The organism is Aeromonas sp. R2-4 (assembly GCF_040908365.1).
Taxonomy (GTDB): domain Bacteria; phylum Pseudomonadota; class Gammaproteobacteria; order Enterobacterales; family Aeromonadaceae; genus Aeromonas; species Aeromonas veronii.
This window is the reverse complement of the sequence record NZ_JBFODO010000045.1, coordinates 34,870-56,041: the sequence shown is the minus strand read 5'-3', so window position 1 is coordinate 56,041 and position 21,172 is coordinate 34,870. Positions and strand designations below refer to the sequence as shown.

General features: G+C 55.4%; 21 protein-coding genes. 12 read left to right on the top strand and 9 right to left on the bottom strand.

What is annotated here, in order from left to right:
• The first annotated feature begins 160 nt into the window (after positions 1-160).
• The 9 genes from mobI (at position 161) to AB5Z05_RS17475 (ending at position 7,172) form a co-directional block, all read left to right on the top strand.
• A complete protein-coding gene (gene mobI / locus AB5Z05_RS17515) occupies positions 161-736 on the top strand; it encodes a conjugative transfer protein MobI(A/C) (RefSeq protein ID WP_239052880.1) in 576 nt (191 codons plus the stop codon).
• Positions 737-1,393: 657 nt separating this feature from the next.
• A complete protein-coding gene (locus AB5Z05_RS17510) occupies positions 1,394-2,251 on the top strand; it encodes a hypothetical protein (protein WP_338773690.1) in 858 nt (285 codons plus the stop codon).
• Between the two features lie 274 nt (positions 2,252-2,525).
• Positions 2,526-2,873: a hypothetical protein gene (locus AB5Z05_RS17505; RefSeq protein ID WP_338773688.1), complete on the top strand. Its 348-nt coding sequence runs from the start codon at positions 2,526-2,528 to the stop codon at positions 2,871-2,873.
• Between the two features lie 344 nt (positions 2,874-3,217).
• Positions 3,218-3,442, top strand: a complete 225-nt coding sequence (locus tag AB5Z05_RS17500) for a helix-turn-helix transcriptional regulator (RefSeq protein ID WP_368152415.1) — start codon at positions 3,218-3,220, stop codon at positions 3,440-3,442.
• A gap of 12 nt (positions 3,443-3,454) precedes the next feature.
• Positions 3,455-5,137: a DUF927 domain-containing protein gene (locus tag AB5Z05_RS17495; protein ID WP_368152413.1), complete on the top strand. Its 1,683-nt coding sequence runs from the start codon at positions 3,455-3,457 to the stop codon at positions 5,135-5,137.
• 50 nt (positions 5,138-5,187) lie between these two features.
• Complete coding sequence (locus AB5Z05_RS17490; RefSeq protein ID WP_045523228.1) at positions 5,188-5,451, top strand: pyocin activator PrtN family protein; 264 nt, start codon at positions 5,188-5,190, stop codon at positions 5,449-5,451.
• 576 nt (positions 5,452-6,027) lie between these two features.
• Complete coding sequence (gene zur, locus AB5Z05_RS17485) at positions 6,028-6,486, top strand: zinc uptake transcriptional repressor Zur (protein ID WP_005335805.1); 459 nt, start codon at positions 6,028-6,030, stop codon at positions 6,484-6,486.
• A complete protein-coding gene (locus tag AB5Z05_RS17480; RefSeq protein ID WP_005335807.1) occupies positions 6,476-6,937 on the top strand; it encodes a chemotaxis protein CheX in 462 nt (153 codons plus the stop codon). Before zur ends, AB5Z05_RS17480 begins: the two co-directional genes overlap by 11 nt.
• A gap of 4 nt (positions 6,938-6,941) precedes the next feature.
• Complete coding sequence (locus tag AB5Z05_RS17475) at positions 6,942-7,172, top strand: hypothetical protein (RefSeq protein ID WP_368152410.1); 231 nt, start codon at positions 6,942-6,944, stop codon at positions 7,170-7,172.
• Between the two features lie 73 nt (positions 7,173-7,245).
• Here the strand turns inward: AB5Z05_RS17475 and brnQ (AB5Z05_RS17470) are convergent, their stop codons facing one another.
• From brnQ (AB5Z05_RS17470) to AB5Z05_RS17460, 3 genes are all read right to left on the bottom strand, one after another.
• Positions 7,246-8,523, bottom strand: a complete 1,278-nt coding sequence (gene brnQ / locus AB5Z05_RS17470; protein WP_368152458.1) for a branched-chain amino acid transport system II carrier protein — start codon at positions 8,521-8,523, stop codon at positions 7,246-7,248.
• Between the two features lie 449 nt (positions 8,524-8,972).
• On the bottom strand, positions 8,973-10,277 hold the full coding sequence (gene brnQ / locus AB5Z05_RS17465) for a branched-chain amino acid transport system II carrier protein (RefSeq protein ID WP_005335813.1): 1,305 nt from the start codon (positions 10,275-10,277) through the stop codon (positions 8,973-8,975).
• Positions 10,278-10,468: 191 nt separating this feature from the next.
• Positions 10,469-11,179 (bottom strand): tRNA1(Val) (adenine(37)-N6)-methyltransferase, encoded by a 711-nt coding sequence (locus AB5Z05_RS17460; protein WP_368152407.1) that lies wholly within the window; start codon positions 11,177-11,179, stop codon positions 10,469-10,471.
• A 119-nt stretch (positions 11,180-11,298) separates the two neighbouring features.
• Here AB5Z05_RS17460 and srmB point away from each other — a divergent pair, with 119 nt between their 5' ends.
• Entirely contained in the window at positions 11,299-12,522 is a 1,224-nt protein-coding gene (gene srmB / locus AB5Z05_RS17455) for an ATP-dependent RNA helicase SrmB (protein WP_005335816.1), read from the top strand.
• A 72-nt stretch (positions 12,523-12,594) separates the two neighbouring features.
• Here srmB and AB5Z05_RS17450 read toward each other — a convergent pair whose 3' ends face one another.
• From AB5Z05_RS17450 to rnr, 4 genes are read right to left on the bottom strand one after another with little or no spacing between them, the layout of a single operon-like run.
• Positions 12,595-13,050 carry a GNAT family N-acetyltransferase gene (locus AB5Z05_RS17450; RefSeq protein ID WP_368152405.1) on the bottom strand — a complete coding sequence of 152 codons (456 nt, stop codon included), beginning with the start codon at positions 13,048-13,050 and terminating at the stop codon, positions 12,595-12,597.
• A gap of 56 nt (positions 13,051-13,106) precedes the next feature.
• Positions 13,107-13,679, bottom strand: coding sequence for a Crp/Fnr family transcriptional regulator (locus AB5Z05_RS17445; protein WP_368152402.1), 573 nt, complete (start codon positions 13,677-13,679; stop codon positions 13,107-13,109).
• 2 nt (positions 13,680-13,681) lie between these two features.
• On the bottom strand, positions 13,682-14,431 hold the full coding sequence (gene rlmB, locus AB5Z05_RS17440) for a 23S rRNA (guanosine(2251)-2'-O)-methyltransferase RlmB (RefSeq protein ID WP_040093937.1): 750 nt from the start codon (positions 14,429-14,431) through the stop codon (positions 13,682-13,684).
• Positions 14,428-16,821: a ribonuclease R gene (rnr, locus tag AB5Z05_RS17435; RefSeq protein ID WP_368152401.1), complete on the bottom strand. Its 2,394-nt coding sequence runs from the start codon at positions 16,819-16,821 to the stop codon at positions 14,428-14,430. The genes rlmB and rnr overlap by 4 nt, the downstream gene beginning before the upstream one ends.
• A 134-nt stretch (positions 16,822-16,955) precedes the next feature.
• Here rnr and AB5Z05_RS17430 point away from each other — a divergent pair, with 134 nt between their 5' ends.
• Positions 16,956-17,978, top strand: coding sequence for a GGDEF domain-containing protein (locus AB5Z05_RS17430; protein ID WP_019445736.1), 1,023 nt, complete (start codon positions 16,956-16,958; stop codon positions 17,976-17,978).
• A gap of 131 nt (positions 17,979-18,109) precedes the next feature.
• Here the strand turns inward: AB5Z05_RS17430 and ompA are convergent, their stop codons facing one another.
• Positions 18,110-19,144, bottom strand: a complete 1,035-nt coding sequence (gene ompA / locus AB5Z05_RS17425; RefSeq protein WP_042052454.1) for a porin OmpA — start codon at positions 19,142-19,144, stop codon at positions 18,110-18,112.
• 265 nt (positions 19,145-19,409) lie between these two features.
• Positions 19,410-20,447, bottom strand: a complete 1,038-nt coding sequence (locus tag AB5Z05_RS17420) for an SGNH/GDSL hydrolase family protein (protein WP_368152398.1) — start codon at positions 20,445-20,447, stop codon at positions 19,410-19,412.
• Between the two features lie 254 nt (positions 20,448-20,701).
• Between AB5Z05_RS17420 and AB5Z05_RS17415 the strand changes: the two genes are divergently transcribed.
• Positions 20,702-21,088, top strand: a complete 387-nt coding sequence (locus AB5Z05_RS17415) for a YgiW/YdeI family stress tolerance OB fold protein (RefSeq protein WP_005335826.1) — start codon at positions 20,702-20,704, stop codon at positions 21,086-21,088.
• Positions 21,089-21,172 lie beyond the last annotated feature (84 nt).

Genomic DNA, 21,172 nt, shown 5'->3' with positions numbered 1-21,172 from the left:
TATTGGAAGGGAATTGGAGAGGTCTTTGGGGTTGCTAATAATTACCTTGGGACCAGCAATATCGCTCAAAGTGCCCAAAACGGGCGGATACAGAGCGCAGGTTTCTGCTGCCTCTTGTTTAGCATCTGTGTGTCATCACCACCAAGAGAGAGGAGGATATATGACACAACAGAACATTTCCCGCATGGCAGAGGCATGGCGAATAATCAGTCGCAAACAGACGACTCAAGCAGATCGGGATAACGCCACCCGTATGGCACTACAGCAGTGCGGGGAGTTCCTCATCGCAATCCATGACATGGCGGAGATTGAGCAGAGGCGCTACGAGTTTTTAGCGAATCGACTCTGCGACCATTTTTGGCAACACAATCGAGCACACAGAACCAGGCAGACCCCCGGTTATCCGGGCCATTTCGGTTGCAGGGCACGAGTTCGTCAATTCAAGCTGGAATGCCACTGGTACTACAACCAATTCATTGAACAGCCAAAAGGATCGGGGAAGCACAAGGTTCTTAGCCATTACCTGCCGCGCAATGGTCAGTTTTCGTATTACAAAGCGACATTTACACCTGCACATGACTGGGAAAAACCTGTCATTTTGGCCACAGAGGAAGGCTTTGCCCTGATACGTCAACTCAATGATCAGTTGATGCAGTTGCGTCGGCTTTCTCGCAGCAGCCAACGTCTACTAGGCACACTGATCCAACACCTCGATGAAATGGGCGTTCTGTCATGACTCGGCTCTCAGCACAAACGAATTACAAAAACGGCCGCTGTTCCTGAAGGTAGTTTCCCGTACAGCCTCAGGGAGGGATTAATGAGCTATCGGCTACGATGGTATCGGAATGCACCCTGGGGCTATCTATATGAAAAATAATATAAAGCTAGTCAACTGGCGGCCTCTAACACTGAGTTAGGCGGACGAGCGCGTTTTTGTAAAACCCTACAACTGAACTTTGTTCTGAAAAGACAAAGTCACATAGAAATCAATAGCTTATTGATCAATCTGACCGCGTGATGCATAGTTTTCCATACCATTTGGAGGGCGTTTTATGAACAGCATCGTAATTTTGGTCACTCTATTCCTTTTCCTTCTAGGCGTTGCGGTAGCTGCTGCATATCTCTACAGAGAGAAGCTTAAAATTTCACGGGTGAAAGATGCGGATCGAAAAAACCAGTAGAACATTCAAATCAAAGCTCCTATGTAGCTCACTGTGGGCAGCTACAACACTCCTGGTCATTAATGTTGCAACCCAGCTTAGGCGTTCTATCCAGCAACATTAAAAATGTTCACCATGTACATATGTTTAATTATTTCAATGAGATAGATGCATGTCGTTGCTTTTTATAGGATTCATGGCACCCTAGAGCTAGCTCCACACGAGACATAGAGATGATGAAAAAACTAACCACCATAATCGTTGCAACCGGGCTGGGCTTGGCCTCTGGTTGTGCCATGACACCAAATCGCTACCAGTACAAGGCAGACCACAGCCGCGCCTACAACATCGCCGAGGCTGGTGGTTTGATTACTGGAATTAAGGATACAGCTGTGCCACGTGACCAGTTGGAACGCATGACAGATACCAAAACCTTTGGTGCAGCTTATGTTATGTCCGGCTATATCGCTCCCAGTGTGGGAGGCCTATCAAACTGGCAAGGTGGCGTAGTCAACATGGCTAATTGGGCGTTTGGCCCCAAGCAGCATGGCGCCCGGAATAGCTTGATAGCCTGGATGCCTGTAAATGAGGCTGCATCGTCAGCCGATGCTCAGACCAAATTAATTTCACATATGAAGCTTTCTATCGAGTCATCTCTGACCGAACTGGGTGCAAAATTCGACCTGTTGTACGATAAAGATGGCAATCTGACATATCATTTTTACAGCAACGAATGGGATTGTCCGACTTGGGCCAACGGTAAAAGCAAGGTCTCGGATATGTGCTCTATTAAAGTACGAATCGTAGAGCCGAATCAAGACAAGGCACCAGCCTTTATTACTGGAGCTCGAGGGAATGCTTATGCATTCACTTCCGGCCATGACACGGATTTTAATTTTATTAATGTTACGAATGGAGAGGCTAGCCATGCACCAGAACAAGCCGTATACAGCAAGATCAGTGAGAAGCTACCAGTGTGGGCCTTCCTGTACCTAGCACCTCAACAAGTCAAAATAAATAATAGCGACAAGATCGTATTTCCCTACCTGCTTGAACAAGGGAAACCAGAGCTCTTTGTCTACCCATTCTGATAAAACATCGCACCACTGGCCGCCTCCGTGCGACTTTTTGTTCGTTTTCAAATGCTGTAGCACTCAAGAAATATGCTATCTCTTTAGGCAGCAGCCATGACGGCTCAGATATTTTCATACGTGAAACTTTTTAGCTCTGATGGCGAATGTTGCCGACTCAACTAATGAACATTACCCTATTCCTTCACTCATTAATGATTAAATCATAGCCTTCTTAAAGTTGCATTTTATGAAATCGCGATAATATGGATATGAAATATTAAGGGAGGTTACTGTGAAAGATTTAATTAATATATTTTTGATGGCTGTTGTCGTCCTTGGCTGGACACTTCTTGAGGTCACTGGCTGGGGTTATGCCGTTTTAGCCATCCCAGTTGTTTACTGGCTCAAACCCGTGCTTGATCTGCTCCACAAGAACTACTGGGTGGGCCTTGCCTTCTGGGGGCTGGTGGCCTTGTTTACTTGGCAGGGAGCTCTTATTGGAGGGATGTTCTATGGCTTGCTCGCTGCACCAAAGAACGAGGCTACGGGCAATGTAGTCAGAAAAAAAAGCTCAATCCGGCTTGTTTCCAATGGCTATGACATACATACCGGGGAGTACGTTGGCTCACCTTTTTGGTAATGCTTCGGCCAATTGAGGCAGTAGCCGTCCTACTAGATACCACTTTATGTAAATATCTTATACACAAGTCCCCGGTCATCGCCCGGGGATTTTTTTAACCTATTACACCAGTCTGTGAACTCACTCTGGGTTACGGACCAAGATGACGCAAAAAATTTCACATGTGAAATTTCCGTCAGATTAGCGAATCAAAAAATAATACGGTAATAGCCAATAAATGGTGGAATAGTCGGCACCAAGAAATACTTTATCCTAACCCTTTGTTTTTATAGTGAAAATCATTTTTCAAGTTCGTCCCAAAAAGGCACTTCCAGCGACGATGTTTTCTGAAAACAACATGCAGAATGCTCCTGACAACACATGAAACATCAGGAGGATGTATGGCTGAAACACCGCAAGAAAAATTGATAACAGTTGCTGAGGTGGTCGAACTGACGGCTCTTTCGCCATCAACAATACGACGTCTAGTGAAATCTGGAAACATACCAGCCCCCATCAGGCTAGGCCCCACCGGACGTTCAATCAGATTCAGGCTATCTGATATCCAGCTGTATCTGAAGAACATTTGACAGGAGGTGCTTATGGAATTTCGATTACTGCCGGATGCACTGGAATGCAGGGAGTCCGAACGCTGGGTCAAGCTAGGGGGTTATATCAACGTGCTGGCTCGAACCCGCTCTTCAGATCAGAGACGCAGCTACGGCATTTTACTGGAGTGGAAGAACCTGGACGGTGTTCAGTTGCAAGATATTGTCCTTATTCGGCATCTCCAGGGTGATAACAGTAGGCAGGTTCGGGAAATGCTGCTCGACTCAGGCTATCCATTGGAGCTAAACCCTCACGCTTGGCCACGTATCCAGCGTTATCTACTCGATGAGATCCAACGTGCGGAACCTGCGATCTGTGTTGAACGAACCGGGTGGCATCAAGAAGGTTTTGTCACTCCAGGCTGGAGTGCCCACAGAGATCGCACAAAGTTGTATCTGCTACGCAAGGGGATGGATATGGAACTACGGTCATCTGGCACGCTGGAACAGTGGCAGGAAGAAATTGGAGAGGTCTGCATTGGTAATCCGCTGCTGATTTTTTGCTGTGGAGCCGCTTTGAGTGCACCTCTGCTCAGCAGCTCAGGTGTCGAAAACACGATTTTCCACATATATGGTGATTCAGGGTCAGGCAAATCTACGGCCTTGAAGGTCGCAACGTCAGTACTAGGTGATGAATCGATCATGAGAACATGGTTGAGTACTGCGAATGGTCTGGCTGCGGCCGCAGCACTTCACCACGATGTCCCCCTCTTTCTGGATGAATTATCTCAAGCAAGGGCCGAGGATGTGGATACTGCCGTCTACTCCATATGCAACGGGCGACCCAAGCTTAGAGCCAACGAAACTGGCCAGCTGGCCATAGGCGAACCTTGGCGAACCATTGCCTTATCTAACGGAGAGGTGACTCTGGAGGAGCATATGGCGCAACTGGGTAAAGTACCGCTGGCTGGACAGCTGAGTCGGGTGGTTGAAATACCCGCTGTTGGTCAACATGGCGTGTTTGATGCGCTCCATGGTCACAATGGGCCAGATTTGCTGGCAGATGAATTGCAGAGACGCTGCAAGCGTTACTATGGATCCCTGTTTTCGGCATGGATAAATCGACTAGCTGGCTACGATGAAGCTGAACTCACGCGCAAGGTTTTGCAGCACCACTCGTATCGCTGTGCACTCATGAAGGAAAATGCCGAGACTCTCTTGGGCTACCATATTAGCCCCCAGGTGATGCGGGTAATTCGTCGGTTTGCCCTAGTTGAGGCCGCATTGGTCATGGCTAACCAGTTCAATCTCCTGCCGTGGCTCGACCACCACTCTGCGAATGCTGTTGAGCACTGTTTTAATCTATGGCTAAAAAACCGCGGTCATGGTCTGGACACTGAGGATTACCGGTTGTTCTGTATGCTGAAAGCAGCCATACAGGGCTGGGGGCCGTATATAAGACCCCTGGAGGGCCGACTGAGCTCTAGTGTTGGTTACAGTCGAACGTATCAAGGGGAGTCGCAATGGTTAGTCAAAACTGACGTGCTGAAACAAGCTCTGAATTTGCGCCCTCAATACCGCTCACAGATGCTGCGATTAGTTAAAAGAGATTGGTTGCAATTCAATGAGTTAGATAGATTGACTCTCAAAGTCATACAGGAGAAAAAATCGGCCCGCTATTTTGCCATCTGGCCAGAACGTATCAAGAGAGGTCTGACCGAGCTGGAGGTGGATTAATGGATTTCCCGGTTTTCCCAGTTCCACCAACTCTGCTGTGAGGTGACAGCATGCAAACCGTTTTTATGCTCTTGGCGCAATACGAGAAACCTGTCGTGCCGCTTAAAGACATTTGTAGTGACTATTTTGGTCTGTCATATCAAACAGCCAGACAGCGAGCAAATGCCGGGATGTTACCCATCCCGACGTTCAGAACCAGCCAAAAGAGCGACTATCTGGTGCACCTGACAGACTTAGCCAGCTATATAGATCAGCAGAGAGAGAAAGAAGTGCGCAGGCTAACTGCGATCACGAAGATGGAGGCTCGAAGATAATCTTCTGGAAGGGCAAGCCCGCGAATCGCGGGCTTTTTTCATTTTTTGTCTTTGTCAGTGGCCTGGGTCAGGTGGTAGGCGCTCCTGCTAGCACAGCAAACAGCTCAAGGAAGGCATATAGGTAGAACCGTATGACGATGCTCCTACCCATGTTCCCTCCTATTCGCTCTTAAGATCTCGAGTGGGTATAATCAAATGGTCATCAACATAACCTGTTGATGATGTTGATTTTTGTCTTTAACGAACAAAGTTGTTGGGACATATTCGCAGAGTAGACAAGAAGAGCTGAAAGGCTTGAGAACCCCCCTGATTAAAGCCGTTTTGGCAACCACCTGCCCCATATCTGCCCCACGGAAATTGAAGGCCGCGCTTGATAAGGGCTAGAGAAAAAATCTCACCAATCCAGCATGGGGGCGATGGAAAAACGCTGCGCCTGCATAAAAATCATCCGGGTTGGCTAAAGAAAGGGGCGGATTTTATCACAACGTGAAGCAGCCCCAGAAAATGAATTTTGTCGCCGCGCCATGCGAGGCCCTGTGATAGTATCCGGCTAATAGAAAGGGTATCTGCGCGATCATGAATCAAGACCAACTTTTACAACGAGCCGAGCGACTCTGTATACAGCGAGGGATCCGCTTCACCCCGACCCGACGTCAGGTATTTCGCCTGCTGGCGGCACACGGCAACGCCATCAGCGCCTATGATTTGTTGGCCCAGCTGCAACAAACCGAAGCCAATGCCAAGCCGCCAACCGTCTATCGGGCACTCGATTTTTTGCTCGAACAGGGCTTTGCTCACAAGGTGGAATCTCTCAACGCGTTTATCTTCTGCTGCCACTTCGATCACGCTCACCCGATGCAGTTGCTGATCTGCGACGAGTGCGGGGATGTGGTCGAGCTTCACGATACGGCGATCGATAGCGCGTTTTCCGAGCAGGCCCACTTGCATGGTTTTACTATTACCAATAAGACGATAGAGGCACATGGCCAATGTGCCCGTTGTACGCCCACTGTAGGAAGTCATCATGAAGGCTGATTTTGTAAATCCGTTCCTGCTATCCCTGCTCAATGTGCTCTCGACCATGGCACAGCTGGAACTCAAACCGGGCAAACCGAAACGCAAGATGGATGAGCTGGCGCGCGGCGACGTCTCCGGCCTGATCGGCATGGTCGGCCCGCAGACCCGTGGCTCCCTCTCCATCAGCTTCGAGAAGGGGCTGGCGCTGGAGATCATGCGCCGCATGCTGGGGGAAGCTCCCGCCAACATCAACGAAGAGGTGACCGACATGGTCGGTGAAATCACCAACATGGTGACCGGCGGTGCCAAGCGGATGCTGGGCGAGAAGGGCTACGAGTTTGACATGGCGACCCCCATCATCGTCTCCGGTCCCAACCACACCATTACCCACCGTGCCGATGGCACCAAGATCATGATGCCGTTCGAATCGGATTTCGGTCGCGCCACTATCGAAATCTGCTTCGAGTAACCCTATGTGGAAAGCATTGAAATGGATTTTCATCTACTGGGCCCTGCTGTTGATCCTGTCGGACATTCAGATCAGCACCTCCCTCTACAAGTACGAAGATAACCGGGTGCTCATCAACTTCCCGCGCTGGGAAGCCAAGCAGCCCTGGGGCACCTTCGAGTGGCATGCCGGACGGGTAGAAACCCACTGGTATGGTCTGGAGGGCAAACCCAAGCCGTCAGGCCCGCAAATCTGATCCGGTAACGGATCCGGCAGAAACAGAAGAGGCCAGCAGTTGCTGGCCTCTTTGCTATCTCGTTGTTTCTGAATTAAGCCGCTTCGGCAGCCAGCTTCCCGCGTGGCCGCACCAGGATGCCGACGATGCAGGCCAGCAAAGTCGGCAGCAGCCAGGCAAGCCCCTTGTCGAACAGCGGCAGGAAGGCAAAACCGTCCATAGCTATCCCGGCAGCCCCCAGCCCATCGAGGCAACCAAACAGAAAGGCGACCGTCAGCACACCGCGAAACACCAGCTGTGGCTGGGCAAACCATCCCTTGAGGAAGGTCACCAGCACCAGCGCGATGGCAACCGGATAGATGGCCACCAGCACCGGGATGGAGAGGCCGATCAATTCGCTCAACCCCACATTGGCCACCAGTGCACAGAGCGCCCCCAGCAGGATCACCCAGTTGCGATAGGCCCAGCCAGTCAGGCCATGGAAGTAGTCGGCACCGGCACAGAGCAGGCCGACCGCACTGGTAAAACAGGCCAGGGTGATGATGGCAGCCAGAATAAACTGCCCCGGTTGGCCAAACAGGCTCAGGACGTAGGCATTGACGATGGCGCCGCCGTTGCTGATATCGCTCACCACCCCACCGGCGCTGTTGCCCAGCTGAAAGAGCGAGACATACACCGCCGACAACCCGACCGCCGAGATCAAGCCCGCAATGGTCAGATATTTGAACTGGCTGCGATAATCCTCGATCCCCTTCTGGCGCAGCAACCCGATGATCAGGGCGCCAAACATCAGGGAGGCCAGGGTGTCCATGGTGTTGTACCCCTCCAGCATCCCTTTGGTCAGGGCTGCATCTATGTACTCACCGCTGGCATCAGGCATGGTGCCCTGCGGCGTCATAAAGACCCCGACCGCCAGAATGAACAACATCGCCATCAGGGCTGGGGTCAGATACTTGCCGACCGCATCGAGCAGCTTGCCCCGATCGAGCGTCACCAGGATCACCAGCGCAAAGAAACTCAGGGTGTAGATCAGCAGTCCCGCATGACCGGTATCGCCAAACCAGGGCTTGAGCCCCATCTCGTAGGCGACCAGACCGGTGCGGGGAATGGCAAAGGCGGGTCCCATGATGATATAGATGGCGATGGCCAGCGCCGTCGCCGCCCCGGCGGGCAGATAGCGGGTCATTCCGGTCCAGCCACTCGCGCCGCCCCCCGAGCTCCCCTTGGCCACCGCAATCAGGGTGATCAGCGGCAAACCCACTGCCGTCAGCAAAAAGCCGCACATGGCGGCCAGCAGATGCTCACCGGCCATAAAACCGGCCAGCGGCGGAAAAATGATATTGCCTGCCCCCAGATAGAAGGCAAACGTCATAAACCCCAATCCGAATACATCGGACAACTTCAATGATTTCGTCAAACTCAACCTCATCTGCCTTATCAGCTTGTTATTGATTGCACCCACTGCCTGGCAGATAACCGGTAACAATACCTCTCGCCCCCACACGGCCCGCGGACCGGATGAGGCGCACCACCTTTAGCATAAAGAAGAGGAGTTCGATCTCAATCACCAATTAATATCTTGAAACAATTTACCGCTGTGGAATTAATCGCCGAATAACTCAGCGCTCCATAAACAGGTGTCGCATGTGGCGTATGGGAGGTGAGAAGGGGGGGACAGGTTATAGCGGCCAAATACGGCTGCTCAGGTGCTATCTGCGTACGGTGACAATTACGGCAGCAAAGCGAGGTGAAATGCGAGGCTCACAGAAAACAAAAGAGCCTGCACGGGGCAGGCTCTTGGCAATATCAGATCGGGAGTGATCAGGCTGCTTCGGCAGCCATCTCGGTCGGACGCACCATCACGCCAACTACGCAGGCCAGCAGGGTCGGCATCAGCCAGGCGAGGCCCTTGTCGAACAGCGGCAGGAAGGCAAACGCATCCATCTTCATACCGGCAGCACCCAGACCATCCAGGCAACCGAACAGGAAGGCAACCATCAACACCCCACGGAACACCAGACGGGGACGGCCGAAGTAACCCTTCAGGAAGGTGACCAGTACCAGCGCCACGGCAACGGGATAGATGGCAACCAGCACCGGAATGGAGAGGCTGATCAGCTGGCTCAGGCCCACGTTGGCCACCACGGCACAGATAACGCCCAGCAACACCACCAGCTTCTTGTAAGCCATACCGGTCAGATTGTGGAAGAAATCGGAACAGGCGGAGATCAGACCGACTGCAGTGGTAAAGCACGCCAGAGTGATGATGGCCGCCAGAATGAACTGACCCGGCTGACCAAACAGGCTCAGTACGTAGGCGTTGACGATAGCGCCACCGTTGCTGACATCGGTCGCCACACCGGCTGCAGTGTTACCCAGCTGGAACAGGGAGACGTACACCACGCTCAGACCAACGGCAGAGATAAGGCCGGCAATGGCCAGATACTTGAACTGGCTCTTGTAATCGTTGATGCCTTTCTGGCGCAGCAGATCGACGATCAGAGCGCCAAACATCAGGGACGCCAGGGTGTCCATGGTGTTGTAGCCTTCCAGGATCCCTTTCACAAACGGGCTGTTCTGATAGTCACCGGACGCATCCGGCATGGAGCCTTGCGGTGCTACGAATACCCCGATAGCCAGAGTCAGCAGCAGCAGCATCAGTACCGGAGTCAGGTATTTGCCGATGGCGTCCATCAGCTTGCCCTGGTTCATGGAGACCAGAATGGCCACACCAAAGAAGATCACGGTATAGGCCGCCAGACCCGCTTGCCCCATGTCACCGATGAACGGCTTGAGGCCCATCTCGTAGGCAACCAGACCGGTACGGGGCGCGGCAAAGGCCGGGCCTATGATGATATAGATGGCAACGGCCAGCGCAGTCGCAACACCGGCAGGCAGCAGCTTGGTCATGCCAGCCCAGCCGTTACCGGCTTTCGCCACGGCCAGAATGGTCACCAGAGGCAGGCCCACGGCAGTGACCAGGAAGCCAAACATCGCCAGGGAGAGGTGCTCACCAGCCATGTAACCGGCCAACGGCGGGAAAATGATGTTACCGGCGCCCAGGTAGAAGGCGAAGGTCATAAACCCTAATCCGAGTACATCGGACAATGTGAGTGATTTCGTCAAGTTCAACCTCGTCTGTCTTGTAAATTATTGCTTGTTATAGTTTTTATCGGTCGCTGACCGGGTGTGTTCAGGGGGTATAAAAAAAGAGCCCCGCATGTTTTTTCATCGCAACCAGTGGTTTTAGCTGGTCTGGAGCGGGCGCTCGATCTGGAACCAGCATAATGGCGTGAAAAAATAGTTCAAGACGAAATTTACATCTTCAAATAGAAGGGGTTGGTCAGTTGGATATATCTGTCGGAATAGGCCCCATCAGCAGAATGGATCACAATTTCACCCCTCTCACACCTGTTTAATCCTCTGCCAAGTAGCAATAAAACACGATTTGCCTCTTTACCCTCTCTGGTGATAACAGCTGTATAACAAATGCCATGCAGATCATAATTCGCCGAAATGCATAAAATTTCATCGGCCATCGCCGTCGGCAGCACCAGCGCTACCCGCCCGCTCGGGCTCAGCAAACGATTGCAGGCCGCCAGTAATGCGTGGCTGTCGAGGGCGCCGGTATGGCGGGCCAACGCCCGCGCCGGATCGCTAAATGACTGGCCTGCCAAGAAATAGGGAGGGTTGGAGACGACAAGATCGTAAGGGGCGGCCTGATAATCCTGAATGGCACTCTCTATGACGGTCACCCGATCGGCCCAGGGAGAAGCAGCCGCATTCTCCCGCGCCTGACTGGCCGCATTAATATCCAGCTCGACCGCATCAAGACGGCAGTCAGATCTGCTGCGCTGGGCCAGCATCAGGGCGATCAGGCCGCTGCCGGTGCCGATATCGAGCACTCGACGCGCCTGTTCGACCGGCGCCCAGGCACCGAGCAAAATGCCATCGGTACCCACCTTCATGGCGCAGCGATCGTGATTGATATGGAACTGTTTGAAGGTAAATCCGCGACTACGTCCCATCTGGCCCCCGTCATCTGCAAAAATGGTGGGCGATTATAGCGGCTAAGACACACTCACCAATAGGAGCCGACGAGATAATCGCCTATAATCTGCCGTTTCCTTAATGACCGAGTATTGCCATGAGCCAGTCCTTTGATGATTTCGACCTGCACCCAGCCCTCAACCGGGCCTTGGCCGAGATGGGATTCACCCGCCCCACCACCATCCAGCAGATGGTGCTGGAGCCAGCCCTGGACGGCCGCGATATTCTGGCATCCGCTCCGACCGGTACCGGCAAGACCGCCTCTTTCCTGCTGCCGGCACTCCAGCACCTGCTGGACTTCCCGCGCCGCAAGCCGGGCCCCTGCCGCATGCTGATCCTGACCCCGACCCGCGAGCTGGCCCTGCAGGTGACCGCCCACGCCAAGGCGCTGGCGGCCCACACCAACCTCAGCATCGAGACCATCATCGGCGGCGTCAGCCATGAAGAGCAGCTGCCTGCCCTGACCAAAACCACCGACATCGTGGTGGCCACCCCGGGCCGTCTGCTCGAATACATCGAGAAAGAGGAGTTCGAGAGCCACGACATCGAAGTGCTGGTGCTGGATGAAGCGGACCGCATGCTGGACATGGGCTTTATCAAGGATGTGAACCGCATCGTGGAAGAGGCGCGCTACCGCAAGCACACCATGCTCTTCTCCGCGACCCTGGAAGGGGCCGGCCTTGAGAAGTTCGCCAACGAGATCCTCAAGGATCCGGTGGAGCTGCATGCCGAACCTCCCCGCAGCGAACGTCGCCCCATCACCCAGTGGATCCATCTGGCCGATGACGCCGCCCACAAGCTGGCGCTGCTGACCCACATCCTGAAAGATCCGGAAACCCAGAAAGCCATCATCTTCGTCAAGACTCGCGAGCGTCTGGCGGAGCTCTCCGGCCAGCTGCAGGCGGCAGGTATCTCCTGCGCCTGGATCCGTGGCGAGATGGAGCAGAGCAAGCGTATCGAGTCGATCCGCAAGTTCCACGAAGGGGAAGTACCCTTCCTGATCGCCACCGACGTCGCCGCCCGCGGCATCGACCTGCCGAACGTCAGCCATGTCATCAACTACGACATGCCCTACGGCGCTGATGTTTACGTCCACCGTATCGGTCGTACCGGCCGCGCCGGCAACCGTGGCTGTGCCATCAGCCTGGTAGAAGCCCACGACATGGCGATGGTCGCCAAGATCGAGCGCTACACCGAGGAGCGCCTCAAGCGCCGGGTGATCGACGAGCTGCGCCCGAAACACAAGGAAGCGCGGGTACCGGTGAAGAAGAAAAAGCCGGTCGACAAGAAGAAGTCCGCCAAGAAAAAAAAGAAGAAGTGATCGCCTGGCAATAAAGAGAAGGGCCATCCCGCGGGATGGCCCTTCTGCATTCTGAATCACTCTGACGAGTGGTTATGCCGCCACTCTGCGCATTCCCATATGGGGGATATCATCTTCGAGATAGCCTTCCCCTTCCGCCACAAAACCGTGTTGGCCGTAGAAGCCTTGCAGATGAGCCTGTGCCCCCAGCCAGATGCTGTGAGTCGGCCAGCGCGCCTCGCACGCCTTGACCGCCCCGCTGATCAGCTGGTGACCGAGACCGCCGCCACGCGCCTTGGGTGAGGTCACCACCCGGCCGATGGCGGCGCCGCTCTCATCGCCGATGCCGGGCGCCATAATCCGCGCGTAAGCAGCAAGCTGGTCGCCCTGATAGCCGAGCAGGTGCCAGACCCCATCGCGGCGATCCAGCCCGTCCAGATCCTGAAAGGGGCAGGTCTGCTCCACCACGAACACCTCGGCCCGCAGCGCCAGCAACTCATACAACTCGTCAGTGGTCAGTTCAGACCAGGGTTTCAGGATCCAGTTCATCGGCAACTCCTTATCAGTTCGGCCTGCCAGCATAATCGTGGCGCCAGCGCCCTGCATTAACCTTTGTTAAGTTCTTTCAGCCGCTTGCGAATGCGACTAAGGCTGATGGGAGTAATGCCAAGATAGGCGGCAATCTGGTGGTCTGGCACTCTGGCATCGAGAGCAGGGAAACTGTCGAGAAAGTGCTGGTAGCGCGCCTGCGGGCTGCCGGTCAGCAGCAACTGCTCCTTCTCCTCCTTGATGCGCAGCTGCACCTCCAACAGGTGCTGGTACCAGCGCAGCCAGCCGGGCAGCTGGCGCAGGTCAGCCAGACTGAACAGCTGCAGATGGCAGGGCTCCAGCGCCTCCACGCTGTAGCGGGCTGGCTCGCCACTAAGCAGGTGGTGGAAGTCGAGAAACTCGTCCCCCTCCCAGTAGAACTCCTTGATGTACTCGCGGCCATCCTCCAGCACCAGCTTGGCCCGCAGCAGCCCCTGCTCCACCCTGACCAGCAGATCCGGGCTGTCGCCAGCGTGCCAGAGGCAGCTTTTCGGGCTGAGGGCCAGCGGGCGGGCAAAAGAGAGGAGGCGCGCGGCCTCCTCTTTATTTGCGACCTGCGCCCAATCGAAGGGGGGTCTGTCAGTCAACATGATTAACCGCGACGCTGACGCACGGCTTCAAACAGGCAAACGCCGGTTGCCACCGAGACGTTGAGGCTGGATACCGCCCCTGCCATCGGGATGCTCACCAGCTCGTCGCAATGTTCGCGGGTCAGGCGACGCATACCTTTACCTTCGGCACCCATCACCAGCGCCATCGGGCCGGTCAGTTTGGCCTGATAGAGGTCGTGATCGGCCTCGCCAGCGGTGCCGACAATCCAGACGCCGCGCTCCTGCAATTCGCGCAGGGTGCGGGCCAGGTTGGTGACCTGAATGAGCGGCACCACTTCGGCCGCGCCACAGGCAACCTTGCGCACGATCGGGGTGAGACCCGTAGCCTTATCCCGCGGCACGATGACCGCATGAGCCCCGGCAGCATCGGCGCTGCGCAGGCAGGCGCCGAGATTGTGCGGATCGGTCACGCCATCCAGCACCAGCAGGAAGGGCTGGCTCTGTTGTGCCGCCAGCTCGTCCAGCAGGCTGGCCAGATCGTGCTCGGCGAGCTTCGGCGCCTCTTTCACCCGGGCCATGATGCCCTGGTGATTGTTGCCTTCCGCTTTGTCATCAAGGGTCTTGCGGTTCACGCTCTGCACCTTGAGGCCGAGGGATTCCAGCTCGGTCAGCAGAGGTTGCAGCCGGTCGTCATCCCGCCCCTTGAGCGCCCATACCTCGATGAAACGCTCCGGGGTGCGCTCCAGCAGCGCGGATACAGCGTGAATGCCGTAGATCAGTTCAGTACTCATTTAGTGCTCTTGGCCTTATCGCGAGCCTTTTTGCTCGGTCGTCTGTTGCTCGGTTTGGCGCGGCCACCCTTGTCGGATTTGCCGTGATCCTTGCCCTCTTTACGTTTTTCGTGGCGCTGGGCGCTCTTGGCCTTCTCTTTCTTGATCTCGGCCTGCTTGCGCGCCATCTCTTTGGCGTTCTTGCCGGTGGCCTTGAGCGGCTCTTCCACCATCACGAAGTCGATCTTGCGATCATCCAGGTTCACGCCCATCACCTTGACCCGCACCTTGTCGCCCAGACGGTAGCGACGGCGGAAGTTCTCGCCAATCAGCTGCATGTGCAGGGGATCAAACTGGTAGTAGTCGTTGGTGAGGGTGCTGACGTGCACCAGACCATCGATATGGATCTCAGCCAAACGGACGAAGAAGCCAAAGCCGGTGACGCTGGCGATAACGCCGTCAAACTCGTCACCCACGTGATCCAGCATGTACTCGCACTTGAGCCAGTCGGCCACGTCTCGGGTCGCATCGTCGGCACGGCGCTCGGTCATGGAGCAGTGCTCGCCCATCGGGTCCACTTCTTCCAGCTGGTAGTGATAACCACCGCTCGGGGTCCACTTGTGGCGCAGGTTGCCCTGCTGCTCCTTGGCAGTCTGGTACTTGATCGCCCGGTGCAGGATCAGGTCGGGATAGCGACGGATCGGTGAGGTGAAGTGCGCATAGGACTTCAACGCCAGACCGAAGTGACCGATGTTGTCGGCCTGATAGATGGCCTGACGCATGGAGCGCAGCAGCATGGTGGAGAGCAGCTCCGCATCCGGGCGCCCTTCAAACTTGGCGGCCAGCTCGGCAAAGTCTTTCGGCTCGGGCTCGAGGCCGCCTTTGAGCTCCAGACCCAGTTCGGCCAAGAAGTCGCGGAAACCGGTCAGACGCTCTTCGCCAGGACGATCGTGTACCCGGAACAGGGCAAAGGCTTCGTTCTTCTCGATGTAACGGGCAGCAGCCACGTTCGCCTGGATCATGCACTCTTCGATGATCTTGTGGGCATCGTTGCGCACCAGTGGCACGATGCGGTCGATCTTGCGCTGGGCGTTGAAGATGAAGCGGGTCTCCTCGCTCTCGAACTCCACCGCGCCACGCTGGTGACGGGCATGCTTGAGCGCCTTATAGAGGTTGTTCAGCTCTTCGATGTGGCCCACCAGCGGATCATACTGCTGGCGCAGCTTGGGATCGCCATCGAGGATCGCGGCAACCTTGGTGTAGGTCAGACGGGCGTGAGAGTTCATTACCGCTTCGTAGAACTTGTAGCCGGACATGCGACCAGCGGCGGAGATGGTCATCTCGCACACCATGCAGAGGCGGTCAACTTGCGGGTTCAGGGAACACAAGCCGTTGGAGAGCACCTCCGGCAGCATGGGCACCACGAACTCGGGGAAGTAGACGGAGTTGCCACGCTGATACGCTTCGGCATCCAGCGCCGTGCCGGGCTTCACGTAAGCGGAGACGTCAGCAATGGCAACCCACAGACGCCAGCCACCACCGCGTTTGGCTTCACAGAAGACAGCGTCATCGAAGTCGCGGGCATCTTCGCCGTCGATGGTGACCAGCGGCAGGGCGCGCAGGTCGATGCGGCCCTCTTTGGCTTTCTCCGGCACCTGCTCACCGAGACCGGCAACCTCTTTGGTCACCTCTTCCGGCCAGGTGTGCGGGATACCGTGGGTACGCAGGGCAATTTCGATCTCCATGCCCGGCGCCATGTTCTCGCCCAGCACTTCCAGTACGGTGCCGACGGCATTGATGCGGGAGGTGGCGCGCTGATTGATGCGCACAACCACGACCTGGCTCTGGCGAGCCCCTTTGTTCTCCCCTTCCGGGATGATGATGTCCTGGCCGATACGGCTGTCATCCGGCACCACGAAACCAACACCATTCTCGACGAAGTAACGGCCGACAATGTCTGCCTCACGGGACTTGAGCAGGCGCACCAGACGCGCTTCCTGACGACCCTTGCGGTCGATCTCGGTCGGCTGCACCAGCACGTAATCGCCATGCATCAGGCGTTGCATCTCTCGGTTGTTCAGATACAGATCCGGACCACCACCTTCCGGACGCAGAAAACCGAAGCCATCCTTGTGGCCGATTACATAACCTTTGACCAGATTCAGGCGATCCGGCAGGGCATAACACTGGTTGCGCGTGAAGACCAGCTGTCCATCGCGCTCCATGGCACGCAGACGGCGACGCAGGGCTTCCAGTGGCTCTTCATCGGTCAGCTTGAGAACCTTGGCCAGCTCTTCCCGTGACATGGGTTTTTCGTGGCCCTTGATGAGGTCGAGGATCATCTCGCGACTGGCGATGGGATTCTCGTATTTTTCGGCCTCGCGTTCGAGGAAAGGATCTTTTTGAGACATAAGCAGGCCTTAGGGTAGGTGGTAACGGTGCCATTATATCGGAGGGGGGGGCGAATGGCATCCATCGGCTGCCTTTTGGCCAATCTCTCTGTCATACTATCTTCAGTTCGCTGGCATGATGAGACACAGAACTCATGAGTAAGGACACATTTGCCCAATCCGCCGCCTATCTCAAACAGGCGGTTCCCTTGATGATCAAGTACCAGATCCCCACGACGCCGGACAATTACCACCTGTGGTACAACTATGTCTCGGCCAGCATGCCCGAGCTCAACCAGGCGATTGATCAGGCAGTCAAAATGCAGGGAACCTGCTCACTCACCACCTGCGAGCGGCTCTATCACCAGTATCTGGCCGCTCAGGACGAGAAGCAGATGGAGGCGATGAAACTGAGTCTCGCCGCCATGGCCAACGAGCTTGGCCACTCCATGCAGGACGCCATCTCCGATACCGGCATGTTTCAGGAGATGCTCGACAAGAGCTTCGACAAGCTGAGCCGTATCGACGATGAGGGTTTCAGTCTGGAAGACACCATGGGGATCCTGCGGGAGCTGGTGCGCGAATCGCGGGATGTGCGCATGTCCACCATGCACTTTCGCAACCAGCTCAGCAATGCGGAAAAAGAGATCAAGGAACTGCGGGCCGCGCTCAACGAGACACGCAAACTGGCCAACGAGGATGCCCTCACCAACCTGCTCAACCGCCGCGCCTTCGATCTGGAGCTGGAAGGATTGATCCGCAGCCAGCACCCCTTCTCGCTGATCCTCGCCGATATCGATCGCTTCAAGAACTTCAACGACGAGTACGGTCACCTGCTCGGCGATCAGGTACTGCGCGCCTTCAGCAAACGGCTGCGCGATGCCTGCAAGGAGGGGGTCACCGCCTATCGGCTGGGTGGGGAGGAGTTCGCCATGCTGGTCCCCCATCGCTCGCTGGCGCTGGCCAGACAGATGGCGGAAAGCATGCGCCGCGCTATCGAGCGGATGTCGATTCTGGATCGCAAATCGGGCCGCCGCATCGACCACATCACAGCCTCGTTTGGCGTGGGCGAGTTCAACGGTCAGGAGAGCGCAGACTGTCTGGTCGAACGTACCGACAAGCTGCTCTACAAGGCCAAGGAGCTGGGGCGCAACCGGGTGATGCCGCTCCCTTCCTGATTTAGTCCCCAGCCCGACCGCAATGCCAATGTAAAAAGCCAGTCAGATCAACTGACTGGCTTTTTGGTCTCTCTTGCTCCGACAGGGGCTGTTCATTCCAGCCCCAGTGAAGATCAGCTCAGTGTGAAGGATTACTCCTGCACCTCGCTGACACCTTCGACTTTCACATCAACACGACGATCCGGAGCCAGACAGACGATCAGCTCACGCTTGGACTTGCTGACGCAGCTGTCGCCGGTAACGGGTGAGGATTTACCACGCCCTTCCACATTGATCTTGGCGGCCGGGATCCCTTTACCAACCAGATAGTTGGCAACGGTCTGGGCACGCTGTTCGGAGAGCTTCTGGTTGTAGGCATCGGAACCGATACGGTCGGTGTGACCAATTACGGTTGCCACGCCATCTTTGGGTCGTGCTTCTTCAATCTGGCTATAGAGGCTATCCAGTGCCTGACTGGCCTCTGGCTTGAGGGTCGCCTTGTTGAAGTCAAACAGCACATCGGAGCTCAGGGTGAACTGCTTCTCAACCATCACAGGTGCAGGAGCAGGTTCCGGAGCCGGAGCGGGCGCCACAGGGGCAACCTGACCAAAGCGATAGACTGCGCCCACAGAGAGCAGGCCATTGTCCATACGCAACCCGGTATTGTCTCGACTGCCGTAGGGGGTGGTGTATTGATATTCAAGACGGGCAGCCCAGTCACGATTGAACGCATACTCGGCACCCAGCGCGCTGACAAAGTTGAACCGGCCATCACCCCCTTTCAGGTCACTATTAGCGGCCGCATAACCACCGCCGATACGTCCGTACAGGTCGAGGCTATCAGTTACAGGGAAGCCCAGCTTCAATGATAAATGAATAAGTTGGGCCTGAACTTCATCTTGCAACGCTGCGCCCGTCGCTGAGCGGGCATCATATTTGTACTTACCTAGATAATCGTAGCCATACTCGATACCCAGGTTCTTGTTAAGCTGATAGCCGGCAAATACGCCAGCCCCAAGAGCATCATTGGTCTCATTGCCGAGGGTAAAGCTGTTGCTTTCATCAATGCCGTAGAAGTTGGACCAACCCAGTTTGGCACCGCCATACCAGGTGTTGTCTTGACCGGCAGCCTGGGCATTGGCCGCCAGCAAGCCGGTAACCAGCAAGGTAATCAATGATTTTTTCATGTTTGAGCCTCTGCAACTTTATGTAGGAGGAGGTTGATTGATATCACCTCGTCTTATAGGTGCAACCACCCAAAAGCGATCGCAGCATATCAACGTTAGCCTATTTTCAAGTCACTGATATCAATTAACAAAAAACACTCTAACGCAACCACGTTACAAAAACAGCAACAAACGTTTGTTATATGAACTGAATGTGACGCAAAAAGACGCACTGATGAGGATAGATAGGAGAAAAAGGCCAGCAACATGCTGGCCCGAAGCGATATCAGTGACGAACAAACTCGTAGTGCTGATCGATAAAGTCAGCAACACGCTGGCTCAGTACCTTGTGCACCGTCCTGGTCGGATGCACCTGATCCCAGAACATATGCTCATCGCAGTTGAGAGTCGCAGCTCGCCCTTTTGCCTGCCCGCTCACCACCGCCTGCGCCAGGAGCGGGTTACCGGCAATAGCCACTCTTTCGGAGACACTCAAAGCCGGGGTCGCAGCCACCTCGGCGGCGCTGCCGGAGAACGGCTTCCACGTATAGCCGCCACCGTAGCAGGCGTGTTCTGTGTCACTCAGTCCGAACAGCTGAGGATCGCGCATCATCTCGTCAAACTGCTTGTCCACTTCGAACAGCTTCACGACGCCAAGGGGAGCCAGCTCTCGAGTGAGGTTCTGCAACTTCTGGTTGTGGTAGCTGGCCACATGGCGCACCTTCTCCACCACCTTCATACTGCGGGCTGACGGGGTCTGCCCCAGATCAGGAATGTTGAACAGCAGGATCTGCTGCGCGCCGTTGAGCACCAACCGGTTGGATGCCAGCCGGATGGTATCGATCACCCGATCCGCATCCCGCTCGGTGTTCCAGCCATAAGCCAGATAGTCGTTGGCACCGACCCAGATAACCACCAGATCATCGGGGCGGAACTTGTCCTTTTTCAGGAACTGATCGATCTCGTAATCGAGGTTGTTGATCACCTGATATTTGGGATCCCAGGACCAGAAACCGAGCCAGCCGTTCAGAGCCCCCAGATGGTTATAGGCCACCGCGGTCGCACCGCCTTCCGCCTCGTTGGCCACGACCAGACCGGGGAAGCGCTCGTCACCCAACTGCTCCAGCCACACCGGGCCGTTGCTGAAACGCCCGTTGAAGTAAGGTGGGCTGGAGGGGAGATACCCCCGCATCTTCTTGTACATCTTGCCGGTGTCGGAGAGGCTGTCACCAAACATCACAACCCGGGAAAAAGGTTGGCGTCCCTCTGCCGCTTGCGCGGTCAATGCCATTAACCCCAATAAACAAACAAGCCATTTTTTCATATTGTTATGCTCTTCGATTAAGCAGGTGAGACCTGCGGACTTCTCCTCGAGTGGCGACAGGCATGGGAAGAGTCTGCTGCCACTGACTTCTGGTGAAGGCGACAGATTACAGTTCCAGATGAAATCACACATGTTCCGCCACCGATGAAATCGCTTGCGCTCACAAAACAGACAATCACACCAGCCTATTTCTTTCACGCTTGTTTCACGCCCCCCCCGGCACAATGCCCTCATACCAACGACAGGAGTATGAAATGAACAAGGCAAGCGCAAGCGTAATCGGACTGTTGACCCTGATGTCTGTCTCCTCTTTTGCCATGGCGGCCTACACAGGCCCGCAAGAGCAGAACAAGGTTTCCGTTGCTCAGCTGAAAGATCTGGCCGATGACAGCTGGGCCACCCTGGAAGGGAAACTGGTCAAGCACCTGGGCGGCGAGAACTATCTGTTCCGCGATGCCAGCGGTGAGGTGGAGGTCGAAGTGGATCAGGATGTGTGGCGTGGCACCGAAGTGGGCCCGGATGATCAGATCCGCATCCGTGGTGAAGTGGACCACAGCTGGAACAAAACCGAAGTGGAAGTGAAAACCCTGGAGAAAGTGGGCGCGGCCCCGCAGACCAAGGGCGGCTTTATCGCCAAATAAGGCCACTTCAACGATGAACTGGCCAGACGTTAAAAGGGCGCTTGATATCAAGCGCCCTTTTGCATGGTTAACCCAGCGTCACAG